Below are 22558 nucleotides of genomic sequence, written 5' to 3' on the forward strand. Positions count from 1 at the left end.
GTTTAACCCCTCGGACTCGCGGGTCCTGGCATGCGAGTCACAGTTATCGGCGCAGGGACGATGGGTGCCGGCATCGCCCACGTCTGTGCGGCCGCCGGCCACGACGTGAGCATCCGCGACATCGAACCGAACGTCGTGATGGACGCCATCGATACGATCAGCAACCGTCTCAGCGCCGGCGTCGACCGGGGCTACATCACCGAGGCCGAGAAGGAACAGGCCGTCGACGACCTCGACGGGACGACCGATCTGGACTCGGCGCTCGACGGTGCCGACCTCGTCATCGAAGCCGTCCCGGAGGATCTGGACCTCAAACGCGAGACCTTCGCCGACGCCGAGGACCACGTGGACGAGGAGACGATCATCGCGACGAACACCTCCTCGATGTCGGTATCGTCCATCGCGGCCGCGCTGAAACACCCCGAACGCGCCGTCGGGCTGCACTTCTTCAACCCGCCCCACAAGATGGGGCTGATCGAGGTCGTCCTGGCCGACCAGACCGACGAGGAGACCGCCGACCGTGCCGAGGAGTTCGTCGACGGCCTCGGGAAGGAACCCGTCGTCGTCACCGACACGCCCGGATTCGCCTCCTCGCGCCTGGGTGTCGCGCTGGGCGTCGAGGCGATGCGGATGGTCGAGAACGGCGTCGCCAGCGTCGAGGACATCGACGCCGCGATGGAACTGGGGTACAACCACCCCGTCGGCCCGCTCGAACTCACCGACCGCGTGGGGCTGGACGTGCGACTCGACATCTGTGAGTACCTCCACGAGGAACTGGGCGACCGCTTCGAACCGCCGGAGATCCTCCGCGAGAAGGTCGAGAACGGCGACACCGGCAAGAAGGTCGGCCGCGGGTTCTACGTCTGGGAGGGCGGCGAACCCAAGGACGTGGCCGACGACGAGGACTACGACATCGAGGACGTGATCTGAGGCGATGGCGGACGGCGCAGAGGCCGGCGGCGACGAGTTCGACCCCGAGCAACGCCGTCGCCACCGCGACGGGGACGATCCGGACGACGAGCCGCCGACGCTGGGTGACCTGCTCGACGAACTCGACGAGTACGAGGAGTCGCTGTCCGACCCGGCTCGTCGGGAGCGGATTCAGGATATCATCGAAACCGCGACCGAGGTCGAGGAGCCGGCGGTGTTCGGCCGGACCATCGTCGGGTTCGACCGTGCGGACCTCATGGAGGCGATGCTCGGCGCGCTCCTCTTTGGCATCCCGATGATGGTCGAGGGCGGTACCCAGGAAGTCGGCGCGTTCGTCGCCACCCGTCCGGTCTACCTCGTCGGGACCCTCGCCTTCGCCGTCGCGACGACGGTGGGAATCCTCTACGTCGCCGAGTTTCAGGACGTGCGAATTTACAAGCCGATCCTCGGGTTCGTCCCGCGACGCCTGCTGGGCGTGGTCGGGGTCTCGCTCCTGCTGTCGCTCGTCATGAGTACCGCCTGGGGCCGCGTCGACTGGGCGGACCCCTGGTTGGCCTTCTGTACCTGTGCCGTCGCGTTCGTACCCATGGCCATCGGTGCCGCACTGGGGGACATCCTGCCGGGTTCGTGAGGGCCGCGGTCCGGGGATGCCCCGCCGACGCCGCGGCTACGGCTTTTGTTAAGGGTTATATGTCGGGCTGTCCTCGCGGTAGGTATGAGCGACACTCAACAAAAGCGGAAACAGAAGTGTATCTCCTGCGGGATCAACATCTCGGGGACGAACGCGGCCGCGTTCAAGTGTCCCGACTGTGGCCACCAGATCTACCGGTGTGCCAAGTGCCGCAAGCAGAGCAACCTCTACGAGTGCCCGGACTGCGGGTTCACCGGACCCTGAATCGCAACCCCAATCAACCCTCACCGCAATCTACTACCATGGGAAAAGTCGCAGCCAAGATCAAGGTAATGCCGCAGAGCCCGGACGTGGACCTGGACGCCCTGCAGGAACGTCTCGAACAGTCCCTCCCCGAGGGAGCCAAGATCAACGGATTCGAGCGTGACGACGTGGCCTTCGGCCTCGTCGCGCTGTTCCCGACCGTCGTCGTCCCCGACGACTCCGGCGGCACCGACGCCGTCGAGGAGTCCTTCGCCGAAGTCGAAGGCGTCGAGTCCGTCGACGTCGACTCGGTCGGCCGCCTCTAATTCCGTCGCTCGCCGTTTCGGTTCCCCGATCCGATAGCAACCGCTCACCGGAATTTTCACCAGCGATATCGCCAGCGGCAGCTTTCGGCGTGGTTCGCCACGTTTAGCGCCGTGTCACTGCACCAACCGTCGATTATCAGACTGCATAATTCGGGACGAACGCTTATGAGAGTCGGTGTGAGAGCGCCGATATATGGATTTCCGTCTCACACGATATCTCCCGGATCGGGTCCGCCGGACCTACATCCGGCAGTTCGTCTTCACCGTCGCGGTGATCCTCCTGTTGCTGGCGGTATCGCTGCTCGGTGTCGTCGGTGTCCTGGGTGACGCCGAACAGGGGACCGTCTACGACCAACTCGAAACGGATACCGAGCGCAACAGCGGCGAGGTCGACCAGTGGCTGACACAGTACCGGACCACGGCACGCACGGTGTCGACCTCCAGTGCGCTCCAGGCGGAACCGGGACCGGCCCTCCAGCGCGCGCTCAACGATACGGAGAGCGGGTTGGCCGACGAGGTGAGCGCGGTACACTACGTGGACCTCGCTCGCGGATCGGTCGTCGGGAGTACGGCCGACATCGCGACCGCGAGTATGCGAATCCCGTGGATCACCCGCAAGAGCTACGGTCTCGACGGCGCGGACGACGTGTATCTCTCCCAGTCATACCTCATCGACGGGGAGCGCTACGCAGCGTTCGTCAGCCCCGTGCCCGGGGAGAACCACTCCGTGGCGGTCGAGGTGTCGGTCACCGACTCGTTCGACTTCCAGACGCAGGTCAACGGGTCGAACGTGATCGTGATGGACGGGAACGGGTTCATGCTGTACGACGGTAACCAGTCCTCGACGAACCTCTACACGGGCGCGGGCGAGGAACGGATCCTCACGAACACGACCGCCGAGGGTGAGATCTTCGAGGCCAACGGGACGGTGCTGAGCTACCAGCAGGTGCCGGGCACCGACCTCATCGTGTTGCTGCGAGCGCCCACGTCGGCCTACGCGGTCGGCTGGCAGTCGCTCCAGTACCTCGTCCTCATCTTCGGGCTCGTCGCCGGGAGTATGTTCCTGCTGGGCTTCGTGATCGTCCGGCCCACGGCGAAGTCGATCAACCGACTGGTCGACCGGGCCAAATCCATCGAGAACGGCGATCTCGACGTGTCGATGGAGACGGACCGGAAAGACGAGATCGGGACGCTGTTTGCCTCCTTCGCGAGCATGCGCGACTCGCTTTCCGACCGTATCGACGAGATCGAGCGCGCCCGCGAGGAGGCCCGGGCCGACGCCGAGGCCGCACGCGAGGAAGCCGAGGCCGCTCGCCGCGAGGCCGAGGAGTTCACCGAACATCTGGAGGCGACGGCCGACGAGTACGGCTCGGTGATCCGGGCCTGTGCCGACGGCGACCTCACCCGTCGGCTCGACCCCGACGACGAGAGTTCGGCGATGGCCGAGATCGCGAACGCGTTCAACGAGACGCTGAGCGAACTGGAGGAGACGGTCGCCCGCGTCCGGTCGTTCGCCGACGACGTGGCCGAGTCGACGACCCGTGCGGTCGAGGCGACCGAGTCCTCCCGGGAACGCAGTCGAACCGTCTCCGAGAGCGTCCAGGGGATCGCCGAGGACGCCGTCGAACAGAACCAGCAACTCACCGGTGTCACCGACGAGATGAACGATCTCAGCGCGACCGTCGAGGAGGTCGCGGCGACCGCAAACACCGTCGCCGACCTGGCCACCGAGACCGAGGCCGCGGCCACCGAAGGGGCCGAGGCCGCCAGCGAAGCCGCCGCGGAGATGGCCGAAATCGAGACCGCGACCGAGGAGACCGTCGCGGACGTGCAGGCGCTGGACGACGAGGTCGACCGCGTGGCCGAGATCGTCGACCTGATCGACGACATCGCGGAACAGACGAACGTGCTGGCGCTGAACGCCTCCATCGAGGCGGCCCACGCCGACGGGGACGGTGACGGGTTCGCCGTCGTCGCCGACGAGGTGAAAGAACTCGCCGAACAGACCCGCGAGGCGACCCAGGAGATCGACCACCTCCTCTCGGAGCTGTCCGAACAGACCCGCGAGGCCGTCGCCGACATCGAGGCGATGCAGGACGACGTGGAGAGCGGCGTCGAGACGACGGAGGGCGCGCTGAACGCGCTCGAAGACATCGCGGACAAGGTCGAGCAGACCACCGACGGCGTCCGCGAGATCAGCGAGGCGACCGACGATCAGGCGGCCTCGGCTCAGGAAGTCGTCTCGATGACCGACCAGGCGACCGACGTGAGCGAACGGACCGCCGACCGCGCCGGCGAGGTGGCAGACACCGCGACGAGTCAGGCGGACCAGCTGGAGTCGGTGACCGAGACCGCCCGGACCATCGCGGAGCAGGCGGCGGACCTGCGCGCACTGATGGACGAGTTCACCGTCGACGCGACCGACGTGGAGATCGACGCCGCCGACCCCGATCTGGCGACGACCGACGACTGACGGGGTCGTCACACCGCTGTCCGCGACGGAACGCACGTTTTATAAGCCCGACCACACAACCGACAGCCACGAATGCCCAATTCGCACGGTCCACTCAAGAAGACGCGCCACAAGCTGAAAAACGACCCCCGTGACCGGGGTACGTCGCCGCCCCAGCGGTCGGTTCAGGAGTTCGAGGCGGGCCAGAAGGTCCACCTCAAGATCGACCCGTCGGTCAACGACGGTCGGTTCCACCCCCGTTTCAACGGTCACACGGGGACGGTCGACGGCAAGCAGGGCGAGGCCTACAAGGTCCTGATCGAAGATCAGGGCAAAGAGAAGACGATCATCGCAAAGCCCGCCCACATCTCCGTCCAGGAATGACGATCTTCAAGGAGAAGGTCGGCGAGGAGTACCTGACGCTCGCCGAGACCAAGGAGATCCTCGAGACGCTCGAACGCGAGCGGGCCGCCGACGAGGAGCGGGAGATGCGCTACGAACTGGCGCGGGCCATCGAGCACGTCAACCGGTTCGCCACGCTCGACCCCGAGGAGTCCCAGGAGTTCGTCGACGAACTGCTGGAACTGGAGAAGGTCGACGAGGCGACCGCCTACAAGATCGCCAACACGACGCCGAAGGACCGCGACGAGTTGCGCGCGATCTACGCCCAGGAACGGTTCTCCCTCTCGGGCGACGAACTCGACGACATCCTCGACGTCGTCGCGAAGTACGTCTAACGGACCCCCTCGGCTGGGGCTTTTATGTATCCCGTCGCCGTATCGGCGTGCATGAGCGATTCCGAGAGCGGCGACCCGGCCGCAGACACGGAGCGCGAGACGGGTGTCGTCCTCGACTTCCTGCCACACGGGCGCACGGAGGACGACCGCCCACAGTACGAGAAGTCGCCGCTCGCGTACGTCCTGACCGAGTCCGAGTTCGAGCTGTTCGAGCTCCGGGTCGACGACGACGCCGGCGTCCAGATCGGCGACCGTATCCCGGTCGAACGGGGGGACGACAGCCCAGTCCAGCGCATCCGCAGTATCGAGTACGAGGACCTCCCGAGCGGCGCGCGCTCGGAACTGGAGTACGTCGTCGAGGAGATCGTCACGACCAACGAGGACCGGTTCGTCGACTTCTACAACGACGCCCAACCTATCACGCTGCGGCTCCACCAGCTCAACCTGCTCCCGGGGATCGGCAAGAAGCTCCGCAACAACATCCTCGACGAGCGCGACCGCCGCCCCTTCCAGAACTTCGAGGATCTGGAAGCGCGCGTCAGCGGCCTCCACAATCCCAGAGAGGTGCTGGTCGAGCGCGTCCTCGAGGAGATGCGCGAGGACGACCTGAAGTACAGGACGTTCGTCGGCACCGACGACCAGGACTGACACGTTTTTGGTCGGCGAGGTTCAGGTTCCGGCAATGACTGGTGGCCCCGCCGACGACGCGCCGACGCCCGGTAGCCGCGACCCCGACGCCCTCCTCGCCCGCGCAGGCGTTCGCGGCGACCCCGACCGGGACCAGCACTTCCTCGTCGACGACCGCGTCCTCGACCGACTGCCGGGCTACGCCACCGAGATCGACGCCGACACGAGCCACGTCCTCGAAATCGGCGGCGGGACGGGCGCGCTGACCGACCGCCTGCTCGCCCTCGCCGACCGCGTGACCGTGATCGAGCGCGACCGCGACCTCGCCGCCTTCCTCCGCGAGGAGTTCGCCGCCGAAATCGACGCCGACCGACTCACCGTGATCGAGGGCGACGCGCTCGACGTGGAGCTGCCGGACTTCTCCCTCTCTATCTCGAACCTGCCCTACGGCGTGTCCAGCGAGATCGCGTTTCGCCTCCTGCCCCGTGACCGCCCGCTCGTCCTGATGTTCCAGCGGGAGTTCGCCGAGCGGATGGCCGCCGAGCCGGCGACCGACGAGTACGGTCGCCTCTCGGTGACGGCCGGTCACTACGCGGACGTGGAGGTCGTCGAGACCATCCCGAAGGCGGCGTTCTCGCCGCCGCCGGCCGTCGAGAGTGCCGTGGTGCGCGCACGGCCGCGCGACCCCGACTACGACGTGCCGGACGACGACTTCTTCCTCGATTTCGTCACGGCCGTGTTCACCCAGCGACGGAAGACGATGCGCAACGCCGTCCGGAACACCGCGCACATCTCGGGGCTCGGCGATCCCGACGCCGTCGTCGACGCGGCCGACGAGGAACTCATGGGTCGTCGGGCCGGCAAAGTCACACCCGCCGAGTTCGCGGAACTGGCACGGCTGGCCTGGGAGGTGGGCGAGCCGTGAGCCTCGCGGTCTCGTTCGTCGAGGCGATTCAGGGGGTAGTCGACACTCGTCTGCTACGGGTCCTGGCGACGGTCGCCATCGTCGCGGCGCTGGTCGCCCTGTCGGTCACGATCCGGCGGGCCGGGCCGCCGCTCAAGAACCGGCTCTCGCTGAGTAATCCCCTGGTCGAGAGTGTCCAGGCCGGGCTGGTGATCGTGTCGACCATCGCGGCCGGGACGCTCGTCCTGATCGTCTGGCGGGCCTCCGACGAGGCGGCGACGCTGATCGAACTGGTCCGGGCCGATCCGCGCTCGCTGGTCCGGGTCGTCATCACCGTCTTCCTGTTCGTCTTCGCGTACGCGCTGACGATCCTCGTCAAGCGGATCATGAAGGATCTGGCCGAACAGCGGTCGGCCATCTCGACCCACCAGCGCGAGATCGGCTACCACCTCGCGCAGGTCGGCGTCTACCTGTTTGCCATCCTCGGCGCGTTCTCGATCTGGGGCGTGGACTTGAGCAACCTCCTGCTCGGGGCGGGGTTCCTCGGTGTCGTCGTCGGCCTGGCCGCGCGACAGACACTGGCCGCGGTGCTGGCTGGGTTCGTCCTGCTCTTTTCGCGGCCGTTCGACGTGGGCGACTGGGTCGAGATCTCCGAGCGCGAGGGGATCGTCACCGACGTGACGATCTTCAACACGGAGATCAAGACGCCCGAAGACGAGTACGTCCTGATCCCCAACGACATCGTGACGAGCAACGCTGTCGTCAACCGCTCGCGCGCCGGGCGACTCCGGGTGGACGTGGAAGTCGGTGTCGACTACGACGCCGACCCGGAACGCGCCGCCGAAGTGGCGCGGGACGCGATGACCGATCTCGACGACGTTCTGGAAAAACCCGATCCGTTCGTGATCCTCAAACGCTTCGGCGACTCGGCCGTCGTGCTGGAGTGTCGGTTCTGGATCGACAATCCGAGCGCGCAGCGCCGCTGGCAAATCCGGTCGGCCGTCGTCGAGGCCGTCAAGACCGCCTTCGAGCGAGAGGGCATCAAGATCCCGTTCCCCCAGCGGGAACTCATGGGCCGTGAGGAGGCGTCGGGACTCAAACTCGCCGGCGGTGAGACTGCCGCGCTATCGACCGACGGCGATGCAGGCGACGGCGAGACGGCCAACGGGAGCGACGAGGCATCGTCGGACGATTCCAGGACTGCGGAGGGGAGTGGGACCGAACCAGCCGACCCGGACGCGGACGGGGAGTCACCGGAGGCCGACGAGTCGTGACCGATCTCGCCGAGCGCCGCGACCTGGAGCAGGTGTACCAGCCCGCCGAGGACTCCCGACTGCTGGCCGAGACGGCCGCCGAACGCGTCGGGGACGGCGACCTCGTTCTCGACGTGGGGACCGGGAGCGGCTACGTCGCCAGCGTGGCCGCCGACGCCGGGGCCGACGTGGTGGGTGCGGACATCAACCCGCTGGCCTGCCGCGAGGCCCGCGAGAACGGCGTTCCGGTGGTGCAGTGCAACCTGACAGATCCCTTTCGGGACGGCGCGTTCGACTACGTTCTGTTCAACCCACCGTACCTGCCGACGCCGCCGGAGGACGAACGCGACGACTGGATGGAGTACGCCCTCTCCGGCGGGGAAGACGGCCGTGCGGTGATCGAACCCTTCCTCGACGGTGTCGAACGCGTCCTCGCGCCCGGCGGTCGCGTGTTGCTCTTGCTCTCGACGCTCACCGGACTCGACGCGGTCGTGGACGACGCCGCCCGGCAGGGGCTCTCCGCCGAGGAAGTCGCGGCCGAGAAACACGCGTTCGAGCGACTCGTCGTCCTGTCGATTCGCCGCTGATCGAAAAAAGCGCCGCAGCTGCCGGTTACGCGAGACCCAGCGACCGCGCAAGCTCGAAGAGCTGGCTGGTGATCTCGGGCGGCAAGGCGCTGAGGAGTTTCTGCAGGATGTTGCTCAGACCCCCGCTCCCCCCGGAGCTCTGGGCCGCTGCTGTTCCAACCCCGAACACCCCCGCCAGAATGGCGAGGACCGCTTTCATGGCAATCCGTTTCATGCCACCCGCCACTACTCGGACTCGACTAATAAGGAAGATGATTGACCACTCAGATCTCCTGAAACAAAACTAATTTTAGTAAAAAATTAATCGAAAATAAATCCACAGAGGCCGACAGCTGCCACTGACGAATCCGGTGGTCGATGGAAAAGCCGGTCGCGAAGGCGAAGTCGTGTTCGGGCGGGCTATGCTCGGTCGATGACGGATCGTGTATAACCAATAGTCATCAAACCGATTAGCAAATATTAAAGGGCGTCATTTCGTACGGTGTTTCAATGTCAGAGGTAGTTACGACGACACCGGGATTGTACCCGTTGCCCGATTGGGCGAAAGACGAGTTATCCGATCTGAAGGGCCACCAGAAGGCCGACCTGATCGACGGGACGGAGGGTGACGCTATCGAAGACGCCTACGACCGCGTCCGGAGCGAGTACGTCGATCACCAGCAGTCGGCCGGCCTCGACCGGATCGTCGAGGGGCAGGGCCGCTGGGACGACATGATCGCCCACCCGCTGGCCGTCGCCGACGCCGTCGAGACCCGCGGGATCGTCCGGTACTACGACAACAACAACTTCTACCGAGAGCCCGTCGTGACGGACGATCTGGCCGCGACCGGCGACGTGGCCGCCGAACTCGACGCGGCGAGCGAACAGGTCGATTCCGGTCTGCAGGCGGTTCTCCCCGGTCCGTACTCGCTGGCCGATCTGGCGACCGACGAACACTACGGCGACGACGGGGCCTTCCTCGACGCCGTCGCGGACTTCCTGGCCGACGAGATCGCCGAGTTCCCCGACGTGGAGACGCTGTTCCTGCTCGAACCCTCCCTCGTGGAGAACCCGCCCGAGGACGGCGAGGACGAGCGCGCGAGCGAGGCCATCGACGCCGTCGCCGCGGCCGCCGACGCCGAGGTCGTCGCCCACACCTACTGGGGCGCGCTCGACGAGAAGGTGTACGCCCATCTGATGGACGCCGACGTGGACGCCATCGGCTTCGACTTCGTGGCCGACCACGAGGACAACGTCTACAACATCAGCGAGTACGGCACCAAAGACGACGTGGCGCTGGGCGTGGTCGACGGCCAGAACACGCTGGTCGAAGAACCCGACACCATCGCCGAACGCATCGAGTGGGTCGACGACAACACGCCCGGCACGGACTTCGAGACGATCTACGCCACGATCAACACCGAGACGTTCTATCTCCCGGTCAACAAGTACGAGGCGAAACTGGACGCGCTGGCCGCCGTCAACAAAGAGGTGATCTCCGCATGACGCGAGAACAGTTCCGCCCCGAGAACCACCCGAACGACCACTTCCTGCTGACGACCGTCGTCGGCAGTTACAAGAAGCCCAAGTGGCTCGACCGCGCCCGCGAACTCCTCGAAGACGAGGACGCGAGTTTCGACGAGGACGACTGGGAGGAAGCCACCGACGACGCCGCCCGTCTCATCACCGAGGAACACGAGCGCACCGGAATGGACGTGATCTGTGACGGCGAGATGCGCCGCAACGAGATGGTGGAGTACTTCGCCCACCTGATCGAGGGCTACGAGTTCAACGGCCGCGTCAAGGTCTGGGGCCACAACTACTTCGACAAGCCCTCGGTCGTCGAGGAGGTCGAGTACGGCGAGGAGTGGCTCGTCGACGAGTTCGAATTCACCGACTCGGTCTCGGAGCGCCCGGTCAAGGTGCCCATCACGGGGCCGTACACTCTCGCGAACTGGTCGTTCAACGAGGTCTACGACGACGAGGAACAGCTGGCCTACGACCTGGCCGACCTCGTGAACGAGGAGATCGAACGCCTCGTCGACGCCGGTGCGAAGTACATCCAGATCGACGAACCCGCGCTCGCGACGACCCCGGACGACCACGCCATCGTCGGGGCCTGTCTCGACCGCATCGTCGACGACATCCCGGAGGACGTGCGCGTCGGCCTCCACGTCTGTTACGGCGACTACTCGCGCATCTACCCCGAGATGCTCGACTACCCCGTCGACGAGTACGATCTGGAACTCTGTAACGGCAACTACGAGCAACTCGACGTGTTCACCGAGCACGAGTTCACGAAGGACCTCGCGCTGGGCGTCGTCGACGCCCACGTCGCGGAGGTCGAACCAGTCGAGGAGATCAAGGAGAACATCGTGAAGGGCTTCGAGGTCGTCCCGCCGGAGCGACTCACCGTCTCACCGGACTGCGGCCTGAAGCTCCTGCCCCGCGAGGTGGCCTACGGCAAGATGGAGAACATGGTCCAGGCCGCACGCGAGGTCGAGGAGGAACTCGACGCCGGCGAGATCGACGTGGGGCTGGCCGCGCCGACGAGCGACTGACTCCGTTCCGTTTTTACCGCAGTCGCGGATTGGGTCCGGTATGGCGTCCCGTATTCGTGCCCTCCTCAGTCGCGTCCGCGCGCAGGTCGCGGACGACCTCCGGTCCGATCCGTACCTGCCCTTCGTCGTCTTGCTCGCGGTCGTGCTGTGCAGTTTCTGGTTCTGGCACCGCATCCCCAACTTCGCCACCAGGGACGAGAAGAGCCGTTTGCTCGACGCGATGGTCCCCATGGGGCGGATGCTCGCCGATCCGAGTATCGAGACGCTCCAGCAGAGCGTCGAGTGGAGCCGGGTCCCGTTCGGCCCGACGCTGTACCTGTTCGGGCTGGCTCTCCTGCCCGTCCTGCTCGTGGCGGCGCTGGTCGGCGACCTGTGGGCGTTCACCGAACTCGGGTACCCCGCGCCGGAGTTCGGGTTCTACCCGGCCTGGCACACCACGCCGGAGTGGATCTGGACGTGGAGTCTCGTGTTCGTCAGGCTGTTCAACGCCGCGTTCGCCGTCGGTGCGGTCTACCTGACCTACCGGCTCGGCACCGAACTCCGGAACCGCGCGACCGGCCGCCTGGCCGCGCTCGTGTTGACGCTCACCTTCGGGTTTCTCACCATCGCCCACGAGGGCGGCGAGGACATGCCCGCACTCTTTTTCTTCCTGCTGGCGCTGTATCTGGTCGTTCGCTACGTCCGGGCCGGTGACGGAACCACGTTCTTCGCGGCCAGCGCGGCCGGCGGCGTCGCTATCGCGTTCAAGCTGACCGCCGCGCCCATCGTCCTCCTGATCGGGATCGGATTCGTCCTGCGGGCCTGGGGGGCCGAGGAGTCCACGTGGTCGGCGCTGTTCCAGCCGTGGCTTGTCGTCGGCGGCGCGCTCCTGGGGCTGGTCGCCATCCTCGCCGGCTACCCGACCTTCCTGGTCGGAGCCGTCGATCCAGTCTTCGAGCGGCTGTTCGGGCAGTCGGTCGCGCGAGGGAATCGCGTCACCGGTCCGACTGCGCCCGTCTGGTGGTGGTTCCTGCGGGGCTACTTCAGTGGCCTCGGCCTGCCGCTCTTTTTCGCGTCGCTCGTCGGCGTCGTCGCCAGCCTCGCCACCCTGCGCGACCGCGCGACGTACACGCCCGCCTACGCGCTGACGCTCCTCCCGCTCGTGATCTACCTGCTGTTGTTCTCGCGGTGGCACGACTTCCGGGTGCATCACCTGTTGCCGACCTTCCCGCTGATCGCACTCCTGCTCGCGCTGTCGCTGATCGCGTTGCGCGAGCGAAACCCGAGCATCGGAGCGCCAGTGATCGCGGTCTTGCTGGTGACGACGGGCATCTACGCCGGCGTCGGCGTCGGCGGCTACGCCTCGATGCCCCGCGACGAGGCGACCGAGTGGCTACAGGACAACGCCGACGAGAACGCGACGATGGAGGTGTACCGGCGTGACTTCCACGACGCCGCCGTCCCGCACGACATGCGGATCAACCACCTGTTCGGGCCGGAAGACGACGCCGAAGCGGCCGCCATCGTCGACTGCCCCGAGTACATCCAGCTCGGCTACCGCGACCTGCTCTACCTGAAGAACGGCACCTACTATCGCAACGGCGAGGACCAGCGGGAGTACTTCCGGGAACTGCTCTCCGGCGAGTACAGCTACCGCATCGTCGCGGAGTTCGGGCCGCGCCCGCCCAACTTCGTCCCGGACCGGCCGACACCGGGGTCGCTGACGGACCTGTTCCACGTCGGGCTGGTTCCCCAGACCGACCAGTTCGCCGACGAGCAGGAACTCGCGGAGAACCAGTACACCGTGATCTTACAGCGGGAGGGCGAGTGCGGGTACGGCCGGTTCCCGCCGTTCTGAGCGCCGGCACTCACGCCTCTCGGTCCGGAGCCAGCGAGGACACGTCCACTTTCAGCGTGGGGTACCAGCCCGCGACCGCCGGGAGGTAGGTCCCGAGTACGCGGTCGATCAGAATGACCGGCACGATCACGTCGCTCGGGACCCCGAGCGCGACGAAGACGGCGGTCGCGGTCGCCTCGGTGACTCCGACCCCGCCCGGCGTGAGCGGGAGCAGGGTGACGCTGTAGGCCGCCACGAGAACGACCGGTAGCAGGACGGCAGGCTCGAACCCCGACCCGAAGCCACCGAGCAACAGGAGGACTCGCAGACCGGGTGCGAGGACCAGCGCGCCGAGCCAGCCCGCGCCGTAGTGGAGCCAGACGCGCGGATCGGTCGTCAGCGCCCGGAACGAGACGGTCGAGGCGGTCGTGAACTCCATGACGTTACGCAGGCGGTCTGCCAGCCCAGCGCCGACGCGCGGGACCCGGCCGATCAGCGCGGCGAGCCCCTCGATCACCCGGTCGAGAAACGCGAGGTTCATCCCCGCGAGGAGGACGAACCCGCCGGCGGCGACGTAGAGACCGGTCGAGAGTCCGACGAGCGCGAGCAGGCCCCAGGGGAGTCGGCCGGAGACGAACCCGACGCCGATCAGCGCGACGAGGCCGTAGTAGACCGCGTAGATGCCGGTGTGGACGCCGGCCGTCGCCGTCGCGTCGGCGTAGCTGATCCCCGTCTGGCTCCGGATGACGAAGGGCGCGGCGACGCGACCGGAGAGCCGCGAGGGGAGCAACTGGTTGACGAACTTCACGATCAGGTCGGCGCTGGCGGCCTCCCGGTAGCGCACGTCTCCGAACGGCCGGCTCACGACGTACCACGTGTAGAAGCGCGCCAGCAGGCCGGCGACGCTTATCGCCAGGACGGCCAGGACCGTCGTGGCGTCGAGTCGTCCGAGCAGGTCGAGGACGTTCCCGATGTCGATCTGAGTCACCAGCCAGGCCAGCGCGGCGATGCCCAGCGCGTACTGCACCAGCGTGACCGCGATCCCGCGACGGGTGCGCTCTGACACGCTATCGCTCCTCCAGTCTGGTCTCGGTGGCTCCGGTCGCGCCGACCGGATCGGTCGCGATGCTGTCCTCGACCACGGATCGGGCGGTCGTGAACGCGAAGTCCTGTTCGAGGATGCGCGCTATCGCCCGGCGCATCCACGCGCCGGTGTGGTAGTAGACGCGACTCGGGACACCCTCGACGGCCGGCAGATCGACGAGTTCCCACGGGTGGACGTACAGGACCGGCCTGATCCCGCGCCGGGCCAGCAGTCTCATCCCGAGGACGGTGTATCGCGGCCCGAAAAAGCGAATCCACGTCCCCGTCAGCGGGAGGCGCAGGCCCGGCATGACGCTGACGGGCAGTTCGGCCAGCCCCTCCGGTGCGTCGGGATCGACCTCGGTCGCGGCCGCGGGTCGGTGGAGGTCGAACTCGCCGCCGTACCAGCCCGGGATCGCCCGGCTCGGGACGACACTGGAGTCGTACCGGTAGCCCGCGTCGGCCAGCGCCTCGAACTGGTTCGGGCCGATGTCGAACGACGGCGCGCGAAAGCCCGTCACCTGCTCGCCGGTGACTCGCTCCAGAATCTCCTTCGAGCGCGCGATCTCCTCGCGGCAGTCCTCGGGCGAGAGTTCGGAGAGGTGGCGGTGGGTGTGGGTGTGGGATCCGATCTCGAAGCCGGCGTCGGCGAGGGCGGTTACGGCGTCGGGATACTCCTCCGCGACCTCGGAGACGACGAAACAGGTCGCCGTCGCGTCGTGATCCCGGAGGGTCTCGCGGAGGAACGCCCCGCCCGCGAGGCCGACGCCGGTCTCAGTCGTCTCCCCCGCGGCATCGCGGTAGGCCGGCGTCTGAGAGAACAACTCGAAGTCGATAGAGAGGACGGCGCGGTCGCTCATGGGGCCCCTCCGTGCGGTCGGGACCGCGACTGGGGCGACGAACTGGTCGTCGGTGGCTGGAGGGCGGCGAGCGGCGCGGCGTGAGCGACGACGGGCACTGGTGAAGTGGCCCGGGTCGGTTCACTTCAACCTGTCGTTGTCCAGGGTTCGCGGACGCTGTGGCGAAATCCGTCCACGAACGCGGACGGAAAGACATAGTTGCGTCCGTATCGTCGACTCGGCCATGACACGGACGTTCGTCGTGGGTCTCGACGGGGCGAGCTGGCGATTGCTCGACCCCTGGATCGAGGCCGGCGACCTCCCGAACCTCGCCGCCCTCCGCGAGGAATCGGCCTGGGCACAGCACCGGAGTTGCCTGCCGCCCGTGACCTTCCCCAACTGGAAGTGCTACTCCTCGGGCAAAGACCCGGGCGGCTTCGGCGTCTTCTGGTTCGAGCGGATCGACCTCGAGGAGGGCGTCATCGAGGTCGTCAACGGCGGCGACTACGACACCGCCGAGCTGTGGGACTACCTCAACGACGACGGCCAGACCGCCGGCGTCGTCAACATGCCGACGATGTACCCGCCCCGGGAGATCGACGGCCCCGTCGTCGCCGGCGGCCCCGACGCCGTCGAGGGCGAGTACCGCTCGATCTCGTCGGGCTACACCGCGCCCGAATCGCTGGCCGACGAGCTGGAAGCCCGCTTCGACTACCGCGTTCACCCCGACCCGCTGCTGTCCTCGAACGCGGAACGCGGTGCGGAGGTCGACGCCATTCTCGACCTGCTGGACAAACGCTTCGAGGTCGCGCTCTCGCTGTTCGAGGACCGCGATCTCGACTTCGTGCACGTCACCCTCTTCTACCTGAACGTCATCCACCACTTCTTCTGGGACGAGGAGCCGAGCAAACGCGCCTGGGAACTCGTCGACGAGTGGGTCGGCCGCCTGCAGGACCTGGAGGACACCAACCTCGTCCTCATGTCCGACCACGGGTCGGCGGCGACCCAGACGGAGTTCTACGTCAACGAGTGGCTGGCCGAGAACGGCTACCAGGCCCGCACCCAGACCGTCGACGGCCTGCTCAAGCGGGTCGGTATCGACCGCGAGACCGTCCTCTCGGTCGCCAAGCGCGCCGGCGCGGTCGATCTCCTCGCGAAAATCGTCCCCGAGCGCATTCAGGAACTGGTCCCCCAGAGCGCCGGCCTGAAGCGGTCCCGCAAGCTGGAGGCCATCGAACTCGACGAGACGAAAGCCGTCGCCAGCGCCCAGGGGCCGATCTACCTCAACCCGGATTTCGACACCGAGGCCGTCCGCGAGGAGTTGATGGCCGACCTCGCCGCCGTCGAGGACGAACACGGCCGGATCTTCACCGACGTGTACCGCGGCGAGGAGGTCTACGAGGGGCCGTACGTCGACGAAGCGCCGGAAATCGTCGTCGATCAGCGCCCGGGCGTCCACGTCAACGACGGCGTGGGCGGCGGCGTGATCCAGACCGGCCCGGACCGCTGGGCCGCCGAGAACACGCCCAACGGCATCTTCCTCGCGAACGGGCCGGACTTCGAGGCCGCGGGCGAGATGGACGACATCAGCATCCTCGACATCGCGCCGACCCTGCTGGTCGCCAGCGGCTGTGACGTGCCCGAGGACATGACCGGCGAGGTCCTCGATATCTTCGCCGACGACCGCGACTGGCAGCGTCGCGACCCCATCGCACTCGCCGACGAGGACGACAGCCGCGACGACGAGGAGGTCGCCGAGCGGCTGAAGCAACTGGGCTACATGGAGTGAGCGGCCGCCGAACCCCCGTGTGGCCGCCCGGTCACTTTTCACGGCCGACCGCGTAGTTCGACGCCATGGACACGGAGGTAGCCCCGGCGGTCGAGGCCGTGGCCGCCGACATCGCCGAGATGGAGATTCGCGGCGCGGCGACCATCGCCGACGCCGCGGCCGAGGCCCTCGCCACGCAGGCCAAGGCGAGCGACGCCGAGACGGCCGACCGTTTCAGGGCGGAGATGCACGCGGCCGCCGGCGTACTCTACGACACTCGCCCGACGGCCGTCTCCCTGCCCAACGCGCTCCGCTTCGTCTTCCAGGGCATGGACGGCACGACCGTCGAGACGTTGCGGCAGTCCGCCGTCGACGCCGCCGAGCGGTTCCAGTCACAGCTCGACCGCGCCCAGGACGACCTCGGCGAGATCGGTGCCAACCGTCTCCGCGACGGCGACACCGTGATGACCCACTGCCACTCGACGGACGCACTGGCCTGCGTCGAGGCGGCCCTCGACCAGGGCAAGGACCTGTCGGCGGTCGTCAAGGAGACGCGACCCCGCAATCAGGGGCACATCACCGCCGAACAGCTCCGGGAGTGGGACGTGCCCGTGACGCTGATCGTCGACAGCGCCGCCCGCCGCTACCTCGACGAGGTGGATCACGTCCTCGTCGGGGCCGACGCAGTCGCGGCGGACGGCTCCGTCGTCAACAAGATCGGGACCAGCGGCCTCGCGGTGTCGGCGCGGGAACGCGGCGTCCCGATCATGACCGCGGCCCAGACCATCAAACTCCATCCGGGCACCATGACGGGCCACACCGTCGAGATCGAGATGCGCGACGAGGACGAGGTCGTCGACCCAGGCGAGCGGGAGGCCATCGGCGAGATCACCGTCGAGAACCCCGCGTTCGACGTGACGCCGCCTCGATACATGGACGCCATCGTCACCGAGCGCGGGCAGTTCCCGCCGGAGAGCATCGTCACCCTGATGCGCGAGCTGTTCGGCGAGACCTCCGCACGACCGTGGGAGGACCCGGTGTGAGAGGTGGACCGTGGCGCGTCTGATCTGTGCCGGGCACGTCAACTGGGACGTGACGCTCTCGGTGGACCGACTGCCCGGGGCCGACGGCGAGGCGACCATCACCGATCAGTCCCAGTCCTGTGGCGGGAGCGCCTGCAACGTCGCCACCGGACTGACTGCGCTGGAAAACGACGCTGCCATCCTCGGGAGCGTCGGCGACGACGAGCACGGCCACCTCGCGGTCCGGGCGCTCGACGCCGCCGGTGTCGACTGCGAGCCACTGGTGGTCACGGACACCGAGACAGCGGTGAAGTACCTCGTGGTCGACCCGGATGGCGAGGTGGCGGTACTCGGTAACGAGGGCGGCAACGAGGCGTTCGGAGCCGACGACCTCTCCGGGTCGGCCCTCTCGGCCGCCGACCACCTCCACCTGACGAGCCAGGACCCCGACACCGCCGCCGAACTGGCCGACCGCGCGCACGACCACGGTCTCCGGGTGAGCTTCGACCCCGGCCGCCGTATCGACGCCCGGGACTTCACGGCCCCGCTCGCCCGCGCGGATCTGGTCTTCGTCAACGAGCGCGAGGCGGCGACGGCCATCGAGGACCACCTCGGGCCGGCCGACGGCCTCGACAAGACGGTCGTCCTGAAACACGGTGCCGCAGGCGCGGAGGTGTTGACGCCCTGTGGCCACTACGCGAGTCACGACGGCTTCCCCGTCGAGGCCGTCGACACGACCGGCGCGGGCGACGCCTTCGCCGCCGGTTTCCTGACAGTGTGGCTCGACGCCGACGACCCGGACTACGACCGCTGTCTGGCCGTCGCAAACGCCTGTGGCGCGCTGGCCGCAGGCGAACGGGGCCCCCACGCCGACCTCTCCTGGGATCGGATCGAGTGTCTGCTCGACGGGTAGCTACCGCGGCGTCTCAGTGCCCCACTTCTCGATTGCCGTCGCGAGTTCCGGTACCTCGTCGGCCTTGGCCTCGATGTCCTGTCCGGCAGCGGCCGCGTCGACGGCCGCTCTGAATGCCTTCGCGCCCGCGTGGGTTCCCTCGGGGTGGCCGTGGACGCCCCCACCGGCCTGCACGCAGACGTTCGTCCCCACCCGGTCGATGAGTTCGGGGACGAGGCCGGGGTGGAGACCGCCCGACGCGACCGGAAGCACGTCGTTCAGGCCGTGCAGGTCGGCGTAGAGCCACTCGTTGATTCCAGTGGTGTCCTCGTTTTCGAGTTTGCCCAGGTCCGCGGTGCCGGTGTGGAGCTGGTCGGCTCCACAGAGGCGCGTGATCTGTGCGATGACCCGCATCGAGACGCCGTGGTCGGGGATGCGGTCGAACGCGGCGTGCATCGCGCGGTGGGCGTGGATGGCCAGCCCGTGGTCCTCGCATCGCTCGCGGACGCGCTGGACCGCCGCCCAGCCACAGGTCACCACGTCCACCATGACGTACTCGCCGCCGTGTTCGGCCACCATGTCGACCCGTTCGAGCATCCGTCGGGTGTCGGCGGTGACGTTGACGAGGTAGGACTTCGTCTCGCCGGTCTCGTCCTCGGCACGGTCGCGCTGGGCGAGGGATTCGGTCAGCCGATCCGCGAAGGGGTTGAAGTCCTGATCCGTGAGGTTCTCGTCGTCTTTCAGCAGGTCCAGCCCGCCCGTCCAGGCCTCGTACCCGATCTGTGCGTGCTGATCCGTCGAGAGGCCGACCTTCGGTTTGGGGACCGTCGCGGTGATCGGGCGGTCGCCGGCGTCGAAGATCTCCTGGCGGACGCTCGATCCGAACTGCGGGCCGGGGAAGGAGGTCGCCAGCGGCTCCGGCCAGTCACAGTCCAGCAGGCGGATGCGCTCGACTGCTTTCATCCCCATGATGTTCCCGGCGATACACGAGAGGACCTGCGCCATGTTGCCGTCCTCGAACAGCGCGTCGGGGTAGGCCACCGTGACGCGATTCCCGTCGATAGCGCAGGCCGTCGCCGAGAGGTCGGTGATCGACCCCTCGACCTGGAGTTCGGCCCAGGTGCCGTTGGAACTCTCGGAGGCGACGCGGCCGGCCGCGTCGGCCATGTCCATGTCGCTGGCCGGTTCGACGGCGAACGTACAGACCAGCTCCGAGTCGCGGGGCTCGTGGTCCAGGTCGAGGAAGTCCTCGTAGTTGATGCCGGGCATGCCACGGCCTTGGTCGCCGTGGACCCTTAAACTGCCGCCGGGTGGCGGTCCGGGGCCGTCGAAATCTGTCGGGAGCCGAAACGTGTAAGACGCCGGTTGCTGGAACGTGCAAGTAGGATGACCACCGCGCCCGCGGTCCGCGTCTCGCGCATGCTCGATCAGATAGACGATCCGGAGCGGGCCACACTGTTGCGCGGACTCTGGCGGATCTACCAGCTCGGCCGGCGCGTCGCACACGCGTATCGCGTCTACATCTCACTCGTCGAGCGCCTCCTCTCGACGTTCGTCGCGACCATCGTCCGTCTCGTCGAGGCGGCGATCGAAATTTTCACCGAGTGAGGTCTCCCCCGCTCGGTGAAGCCCCTCACAGCGTCACCAGCAGTGCCACCGCCAGCGCCACCGGCGCGGCGTAGATACACCCGACGATCACCAGACTCGCCCGGTCGCCCCGGAAGCTGAGCCAGTGGCCAGCCACGACCGCCAGAACCGCTACGATTCCGAGTACCGTCCAGTGGGGCGCGAACCCGGTCGTCCCGGTCAGCGCGAACACGGCGATCAGGGCCGCGCCGGCCGTCGCCACGTAGTCGAAGGCTCGCTCCCGCCGGACCGCCGCGCCGAGCAACGCGGCCAGCATCGGGCCACCGAGAACGAGTCCGACCAGCAACGGGAACGTCGACCCACCGCCGACCGCCAGCGTCGCCGTCCCGCGCTCGTCGTCGAGCAATCGCCCACGCTGGCCGTCGCGCATACCCTCGCTATCGGGCGGGCGGCCAAATAGTTACTCCCGGCCTGCCCGTTCGCGAGCGGCCCGACGACCGTCGCCGTCGCTCTCGACGCCACAAAATACGTGAAAAGGTTTCGGAGACGCGTTAGACGTCCTCGTAGACCCACTCGGCGTCCGACTTCTCCCAGTCGACCAGTTCGTCGTCGTCGAAGAACAGGTCGATCTCCCGTTCGTTCGCGCCGGGATCCTCGTGGTCGGAGCCGTGGATGACGTTCTGGCCGAGGTCCAGGCCGAGGTCACCGCGGATGGTGCCGGGCTGGGCTTCGGCGGGGTCGGTCGTCCCCATCATCTGTCGGACCTGCCGGGTGGCGTCCTGCCCCTCCCAGACCATGGCCATCACCGGACCGGAGGTGATGAACTCGACCAGGCCGTCGAAGAAGGGCTTGTCCTTATGTTCGCCGTAGTGCTCGTGGGCGAGCTCCTCGTCGATCTGCATGAACTTCGCGCCGGCGAGCTTCAGGCCGCGCTCCTCGAGGCGACCGATGATCTCGCCGATCAGGCCGCGCTGGACGCCGTCGGGCTTGACCATCACGAACGTCCGCTCGTCGTGGTGGCTCATGCCTCAGCTTCCTCCTCTTCGGCGTCCTCTTCGTCGGCCTCGTCGTCGGCGTCCGCCTCGTCGGCATCGGCGTCCTCGTCGACGGCCTCCGCGGAGTCGGCGTCCGCGTCGGCGGCCGCTTCCTCGGCACCTTCGCCTTCCGGGCCGGGCGTGGCCTCGGACTCGGCGTCTTCGAGGTCGGGTGCGGCACCCGTGTCCTCGACCACGTCGGCCTCGGTGGCCGCGGGGTCCTCGGGTTCGGCTTCGGCTTCTTCCTCGGTTTCGGGCTCGTCGGGTTCGTCGGCCGTCTCGGCGGCGCGCTTGCCACCGGCGGCGCGGCCGGCCTCGGTCCAGCCCATGTCGCGGGCTTCGCGGCCGAGGTCGGCGTTCTTCTCGCACTTCGAGGAGCAGAACATGACGGTCGAGCCGTCGTTCTGCACGAACATGGTGCCCGTGCCGGGTTCGATGTCGTCGCCACAGAAGTCACAGTCGCGGGTTCGTGGCATTATTGTCCTCCGATCTGGTCGGCCTCGCGGGCCGTCTCCCGGAGCTGGAGTACGTCGCCCTCGCGGACCGGGCCGAGGACGTTCCGGGTGATGATGCGGCCCTGGTTCTCGCCCTCGCGGATGCGACACTTGACCTGCATGGCCTCCCCGTGCATTCCGGTTCGGCCGACGACTTCGATGACCTCCGCGGGCGTCGAGCCGCCTCCGTCTTCAGTTTCTTCTGCGCTCATATCGAGTCACCTACTGGAGGTCCTCGAGCTTCTGTGCGATGTCGTCGACGTCGCCGCTGGCCTCGCCGGCCGTGACGATGGCCGCCGCGGCACTGCCGACCTCCAGCCCGGCCGCGTGACCCACGTCGGACTGGGACTCGACGAACAGATAGGGCACGTCCTTCTCGGCCGCCAGCTCGGGCAGATGCATGACGATCTCCTCGGGCTGAACGTCCTCGGCGATGAAGACGAGCTCGGCGTTCCCTCGCTCGACGGCTTTGGTCGTCTCGTTTGTCCCCTTCTTTACAACTCCTGTGTCCCGTGCGACCTCCAGAGCCTCGAGGGCGTCCTCGGCGAGGTCGGCTGGGACGTCGAAATCGACGTATACTGACATTGGTATTCACCTCCCGCGCGTGGGCTCGCGCTCCCCCGCCTGAGAGTCCGCCGATCACTCGTGACGGCGGACGGCAAAGTCCTGAGAGGCTAGGAGCATCATCAACCCCGCGCAGGCTGTATCCCTTCATTGGCTATCCCCTGCTAAAAGCGCTTTCGATGCCGCCACAACCGTGTCAGCCGTCCACACATGATCTCCGGGTCGGTCC

General features: G+C 67.5%; 27 protein-coding genes. 18 read left to right on the forward strand and 9 right to left on the reverse strand.

What is annotated here, in order from left to right; all coding sequences use genetic code 11:
- Positions 1–30: 30 nt before the first annotated feature.
- From ACOZ4N_RS04560 to ACOZ4N_RS04610, 11 genes are all read left to right on the forward strand, one after another.
- Positions 31–930 (forward strand): 3-hydroxyacyl-CoA dehydrogenase family protein, encoded by a 900-nt coding sequence (locus ACOZ4N_RS04560; RefSeq protein ID WP_424018754.1) that lies wholly within the window; start codon positions 31–33, stop codon positions 928–930.
- A gap of 4 nt (positions 931–934) precedes the next feature.
- The gene (locus ACOZ4N_RS04565) at positions 935–1561 is read left to right on the forward strand and encodes a DUF2391 domain-containing protein (RefSeq protein ID WP_424018755.1); all 627 of its coding nucleotides are present in this window, start codon (positions 935–937) and stop codon (positions 1559–1561) included.
- Positions 1562–1645: 84 nt separating this feature from the next.
- Positions 1646–1825, forward strand: coding sequence for an HVO_2753 family zinc finger protein (locus ACOZ4N_RS04570; RefSeq protein ID WP_092663026.1), 180 nt, complete (start codon positions 1646–1648; stop codon positions 1823–1825).
- Positions 1826–1863: 38 nt separating this feature from the next.
- Entirely contained in the window at positions 1864–2130 is a 267-nt protein-coding gene (locus ACOZ4N_RS04575; RefSeq protein WP_092692295.1) for an elongation factor 1-beta, read from the forward strand.
- A 193-nt stretch (positions 2131–2323) separates the two neighbouring features.
- The gene (locus ACOZ4N_RS04580) at positions 2324–4603 is read left to right on the forward strand and encodes a methyl-accepting chemotaxis protein (protein ID WP_424018756.1); all 2280 of its coding nucleotides are present in this window, start codon (positions 2324–2326) and stop codon (positions 4601–4603) included.
- Between the two features lie 72 nt (positions 4604–4675).
- Positions 4676–4966 carry a 50S ribosomal protein L21e gene (locus ACOZ4N_RS04585; protein WP_424018757.1) on the forward strand — a complete coding sequence of 97 codons (291 nt, stop codon included), beginning with the start codon at positions 4676–4678 and terminating at the stop codon, positions 4964–4966.
- Positions 4963–5319: an RNA polymerase Rpb4 family protein gene (locus ACOZ4N_RS04590; RefSeq protein WP_424018758.1), complete on the forward strand. Its 357-nt coding sequence runs from the start codon at positions 4963–4965 to the stop codon at positions 5317–5319. Before ACOZ4N_RS04585 ends, ACOZ4N_RS04590 begins: the two co-directional genes overlap by 4 nt.
- 51 nt (positions 5320–5370) lie before the next feature.
- A complete protein-coding gene (locus ACOZ4N_RS04595) occupies positions 5371–5967 on the forward strand; it encodes a DUF655 domain-containing protein (protein WP_424018759.1) in 597 nt (198 codons plus the stop codon).
- A 34-nt stretch (positions 5968–6001) separates the two neighbouring features.
- On the forward strand, positions 6002–6871 hold the full coding sequence (locus tag ACOZ4N_RS04600; protein WP_424018760.1) for a 16S ribosomal RNA methyltransferase A: 870 nt from the start codon (positions 6002–6004) through the stop codon (positions 6869–6871).
- Positions 6868–8124 carry a mechanosensitive ion channel family protein gene (locus tag ACOZ4N_RS04605; protein WP_424018761.1) on the forward strand — a complete coding sequence of 419 codons (1257 nt, stop codon included), beginning with the start codon at positions 6868–6870 and terminating at the stop codon, positions 8122–8124. The genes ACOZ4N_RS04600 and ACOZ4N_RS04605 overlap by 4 nt, the downstream gene beginning before the upstream one ends.
- Positions 8121–8690, forward strand: coding sequence for a HemK2/MTQ2 family protein methyltransferase (locus ACOZ4N_RS04610; protein ID WP_424018762.1), 570 nt, complete (start codon positions 8121–8123; stop codon positions 8688–8690). The genes ACOZ4N_RS04605 and ACOZ4N_RS04610 overlap by 4 nt, the downstream gene beginning before the upstream one ends.
- 25 nt (positions 8691–8715) lie before the next feature.
- Here the strand turns inward: ACOZ4N_RS04610 and ACOZ4N_RS04615 are convergent, their stop codons facing one another.
- Complete coding sequence (locus tag ACOZ4N_RS04615) at positions 8716–8904, reverse strand: hypothetical protein (RefSeq protein WP_424018763.1); 189 nt, start codon at positions 8902–8904, stop codon at positions 8716–8718.
- Between the two features lie 275 nt (positions 8905–9179).
- On the opposite strand from ACOZ4N_RS04615, the gene ACOZ4N_RS04620 reads away from it, so the two are divergent.
- The 3 genes from ACOZ4N_RS04620 to ACOZ4N_RS04630 are packed head-to-tail and all read left to right on the forward strand — an operon-like array spanning position 9180 to position 13067.
- Positions 9180–10175 carry a 5-methyltetrahydropteroyltriglutamate--homocysteine methyltransferase gene (locus ACOZ4N_RS04620; protein WP_424018764.1) on the forward strand — a complete coding sequence of 332 codons (996 nt, stop codon included), beginning with the start codon at positions 9180–9182 and terminating at the stop codon, positions 10173–10175.
- The gene (locus ACOZ4N_RS04625) at positions 10172–11230 is read left to right on the forward strand and encodes a methionine synthase (RefSeq protein ID WP_424018765.1); all 1059 of its coding nucleotides are present in this window, start codon (positions 10172–10174) and stop codon (positions 11228–11230) included. The genes ACOZ4N_RS04620 and ACOZ4N_RS04625 overlap by 4 nt, the downstream gene beginning before the upstream one ends.
- 40 nt (positions 11231–11270) lie before the next feature.
- Positions 11271–13067 (forward strand): ArnT family glycosyltransferase, encoded by a 1797-nt coding sequence (locus ACOZ4N_RS04630; protein WP_424018766.1) that lies wholly within the window; start codon positions 11271–11273, stop codon positions 13065–13067.
- A 10-nt stretch (positions 13068–13077) separates the two neighbouring features.
- Here ACOZ4N_RS04630 and ACOZ4N_RS04635 read toward each other — a convergent pair whose 3' ends face one another.
- Entirely contained in the window at positions 13078–14112 is a 1035-nt protein-coding gene (locus ACOZ4N_RS04635; RefSeq protein ID WP_424018767.1) for a lysylphosphatidylglycerol synthase transmembrane domain-containing protein, read from the reverse strand.
- A 1-nt stretch (position 14113) separates the two neighbouring features.
- A complete protein-coding gene (locus tag ACOZ4N_RS04640; RefSeq protein ID WP_424018768.1) occupies positions 14114–14989 on the reverse strand; it encodes a polysaccharide deacetylase family protein in 876 nt (291 codons plus the stop codon).
- 223 nt (positions 14990–15212) lie between these two features.
- Here ACOZ4N_RS04640 and ACOZ4N_RS04645 point away from each other — a divergent pair, with 223 nt between their 5' ends.
- From ACOZ4N_RS04645 to ACOZ4N_RS04655, 3 genes are all read left to right on the forward strand, one after another.
- Positions 15213–16757: an alkaline phosphatase family protein gene (locus ACOZ4N_RS04645; RefSeq protein ID WP_424018769.1), complete on the forward strand. Its 1545-nt coding sequence runs from the start codon at positions 15213–15215 to the stop codon at positions 16755–16757.
- A 65-nt stretch (positions 16758–16822) separates the two neighbouring features.
- The gene (locus ACOZ4N_RS04650) at positions 16823–17779 is read left to right on the forward strand and encodes a ribose 1,5-bisphosphate isomerase (RefSeq protein WP_424018770.1); all 957 of its coding nucleotides are present in this window, start codon (positions 16823–16825) and stop codon (positions 17777–17779) included.
- A 10-nt stretch (positions 17780–17789) separates the two neighbouring features.
- Positions 17790–18671: a carbohydrate kinase family protein gene (locus tag ACOZ4N_RS04655; protein WP_424018771.1), complete on the forward strand. Its 882-nt coding sequence runs from the start codon at positions 17790–17792 to the stop codon at positions 18669–18671.
- On the opposite strand, the gene rbcL is transcribed toward ACOZ4N_RS04655, so the two are convergent.
- Positions 18672–19919, reverse strand: a complete 1248-nt coding sequence (rbcL, locus tag ACOZ4N_RS04660; protein ID WP_424018772.1) for a type III ribulose-bisphosphate carboxylase — start codon at positions 19917–19919, stop codon at positions 18672–18674. It abuts the gene before it with no gap.
- Positions 19920–20036: 117 nt separating this feature from the next.
- Here rbcL and ACOZ4N_RS04665 point away from each other — a divergent pair, with 117 nt between their 5' ends.
- Positions 20037–20258, forward strand: a complete 222-nt coding sequence (locus ACOZ4N_RS04665; protein ID WP_424018773.1) for a hypothetical protein — start codon at positions 20037–20039, stop codon at positions 20256–20258.
- 25 nt (positions 20259–20283) lie between these two features.
- Here ACOZ4N_RS04665 and ACOZ4N_RS04670 read toward each other — a convergent pair whose 3' ends face one another.
- From ACOZ4N_RS04670 to rpl7ae, 5 genes are all read right to left on the reverse strand, one after another.
- A complete protein-coding gene (locus tag ACOZ4N_RS04670; RefSeq protein WP_424018774.1) occupies positions 20284–20667 on the reverse strand; it encodes a hypothetical protein in 384 nt (127 codons plus the stop codon).
- Positions 20668–20788: 121 nt separating this feature from the next.
- Positions 20789–21262 carry a nucleoside-diphosphate kinase gene (gene ndk, locus ACOZ4N_RS04675; RefSeq protein WP_424018775.1) on the reverse strand — a complete coding sequence of 158 codons (474 nt, stop codon included), beginning with the start codon at positions 21260–21262 and terminating at the stop codon, positions 20789–20791.
- Positions 21259–21747: a 50S ribosomal protein L24e gene (locus ACOZ4N_RS04680; RefSeq protein WP_424018776.1), complete on the reverse strand. Its 489-nt coding sequence runs from the start codon at positions 21745–21747 to the stop codon at positions 21259–21261. Before ACOZ4N_RS04680 ends, ndk begins: the two co-directional genes overlap by 4 nt.
- Entirely contained in the window at positions 21747–21977 is a 231-nt protein-coding gene (locus ACOZ4N_RS04685; protein WP_092662976.1) for a 30S ribosomal protein S28e, read from the reverse strand. The genes ACOZ4N_RS04680 and ACOZ4N_RS04685 overlap by 1 nt, the downstream gene beginning before the upstream one ends.
- A gap of 10 nt (positions 21978–21987) precedes the next feature.
- Entirely contained in the window at positions 21988–22350 is a 363-nt protein-coding gene (rpl7ae, locus tag ACOZ4N_RS04690; RefSeq protein ID WP_424018777.1) for a 50S ribosomal protein L7Ae, read from the reverse strand.
- Positions 22351–22558: the final 208 nt, after the last annotated feature.

Origin of the sequence: Halorientalis pallida (genome assembly GCF_049605515.1) — an archaeon.
GTDB lineage: Archaea > Halobacteriota > Halobacteria > Halobacteriales > Haloarculaceae > Halorientalis > Halorientalis pallida_A.

Bases quoted from the DNA above. Each gene is read 5' to 3' on its own strand.
- ACOZ4N_RS04560 (WP_424018754.1), top strand. From the start codon at position 31: ATGCGAGTCACAGTTATCGGCGCAGGGACGATGGGTGCCGGCATCGCC.
- ACOZ4N_RS04565 (WP_424018755.1), top strand. From the start codon at position 935: ATGGCGGACGGCGCAGAGGCCGGCGGCGACGAGTTCGACCCCGAGCAA.
- ACOZ4N_RS04570 (WP_092663026.1), top strand. From the start codon at position 1,646: ATGAGCGACACTCAACAAAAGCGGAAACAGAAGTGTATCTCCTGCGGG.
- ACOZ4N_RS04575 (WP_092692295.1), top strand. From the start codon at position 1,864: ATGGGAAAAGTCGCAGCCAAGATCAAGGTAATGCCGCAGAGCCCGGAC.
- ACOZ4N_RS04580 (WP_424018756.1), top strand. From the start codon at position 2,324: ATGGATTTCCGTCTCACACGATATCTCCCGGATCGGGTCCGCCGGACC.
- ACOZ4N_RS04585 (WP_424018757.1), top strand. From the start codon at position 4,676: ATGCCCAATTCGCACGGTCCACTCAAGAAGACGCGCCACAAGCTGAAA.
- ACOZ4N_RS04590 (WP_424018758.1), top strand. From the start codon at position 4,963: ATGACGATCTTCAAGGAGAAGGTCGGCGAGGAGTACCTGACGCTCGCC.
- ACOZ4N_RS04595 (WP_424018759.1), top strand. From the start codon at position 5,371: ATGAGCGATTCCGAGAGCGGCGACCCGGCCGCAGACACGGAGCGCGAG.
- ACOZ4N_RS04600 (WP_424018760.1), top strand. From the start codon at position 6,002: ATGACTGGTGGCCCCGCCGACGACGCGCCGACGCCCGGTAGCCGCGAC.
- ACOZ4N_RS04615 (WP_424018763.1), bottom strand. From the start codon at position 8,904: ATGAAACGGATTGCCATGAAAGCGGTCCTCGCCATTCTGGCGGGGGTG.
- ACOZ4N_RS04620 (WP_424018764.1), top strand. From the start codon at position 9,180: ATGTCAGAGGTAGTTACGACGACACCGGGATTGTACCCGTTGCCCGAT.
- ACOZ4N_RS04625 (WP_424018765.1), top strand. From the start codon at position 10,172: ATGACGCGAGAACAGTTCCGCCCCGAGAACCACCCGAACGACCACTTC.
- ACOZ4N_RS04630 (WP_424018766.1), top strand. From the start codon at position 11,271: ATGGCGTCCCGTATTCGTGCCCTCCTCAGTCGCGTCCGCGCGCAGGTC.
- ACOZ4N_RS04640 (WP_424018768.1), bottom strand. From the start codon at position 14,989: ATGAGCGACCGCGCCGTCCTCTCTATCGACTTCGAGTTGTTCTCTCAG.
- ACOZ4N_RS04645 (WP_424018769.1), top strand. From the start codon at position 15,213: ATGACACGGACGTTCGTCGTGGGTCTCGACGGGGCGAGCTGGCGATTG.
- ACOZ4N_RS04650 (WP_424018770.1), top strand. From the start codon at position 16,823: ATGGACACGGAGGTAGCCCCGGCGGTCGAGGCCGTGGCCGCCGACATC.
- rbcL (WP_424018772.1), bottom strand. From the start codon at position 19,919: ATGCCCGGCATCAACTACGAGGACTTCCTCGACCTGGACCACGAGCCC.
- ACOZ4N_RS04665 (WP_424018773.1), top strand. From the start codon at position 20,037: ATGACCACCGCGCCCGCGGTCCGCGTCTCGCGCATGCTCGATCAGATA.
- ACOZ4N_RS04670 (WP_424018774.1), bottom strand. From the start codon at position 20,667: ATGCGCGACGGCCAGCGTGGGCGATTGCTCGACGACGAGCGCGGGACG.
- ndk (WP_424018775.1), bottom strand. From the start codon at position 21,262: ATGAGCCACCACGACGAGCGGACGTTCGTGATGGTCAAGCCCGACGGC.
- ACOZ4N_RS04680 (WP_424018776.1), bottom strand. From the start codon at position 21,747: ATGCCACGAACCCGCGACTGTGACTTCTGTGGCGACGACATCGAACCC.
- ACOZ4N_RS04685 (WP_092662976.1), bottom strand. From the start codon at position 21,977: ATGAGCGCAGAAGAAACTGAAGACGGAGGCGGCTCGACGCCCGCGGAG.
- rpl7ae (WP_424018777.1), bottom strand. From the start codon at position 22,350: ATGTCAGTATACGTCGATTTCGACGTCCCAGCCGACCTCGCCGAGGAC.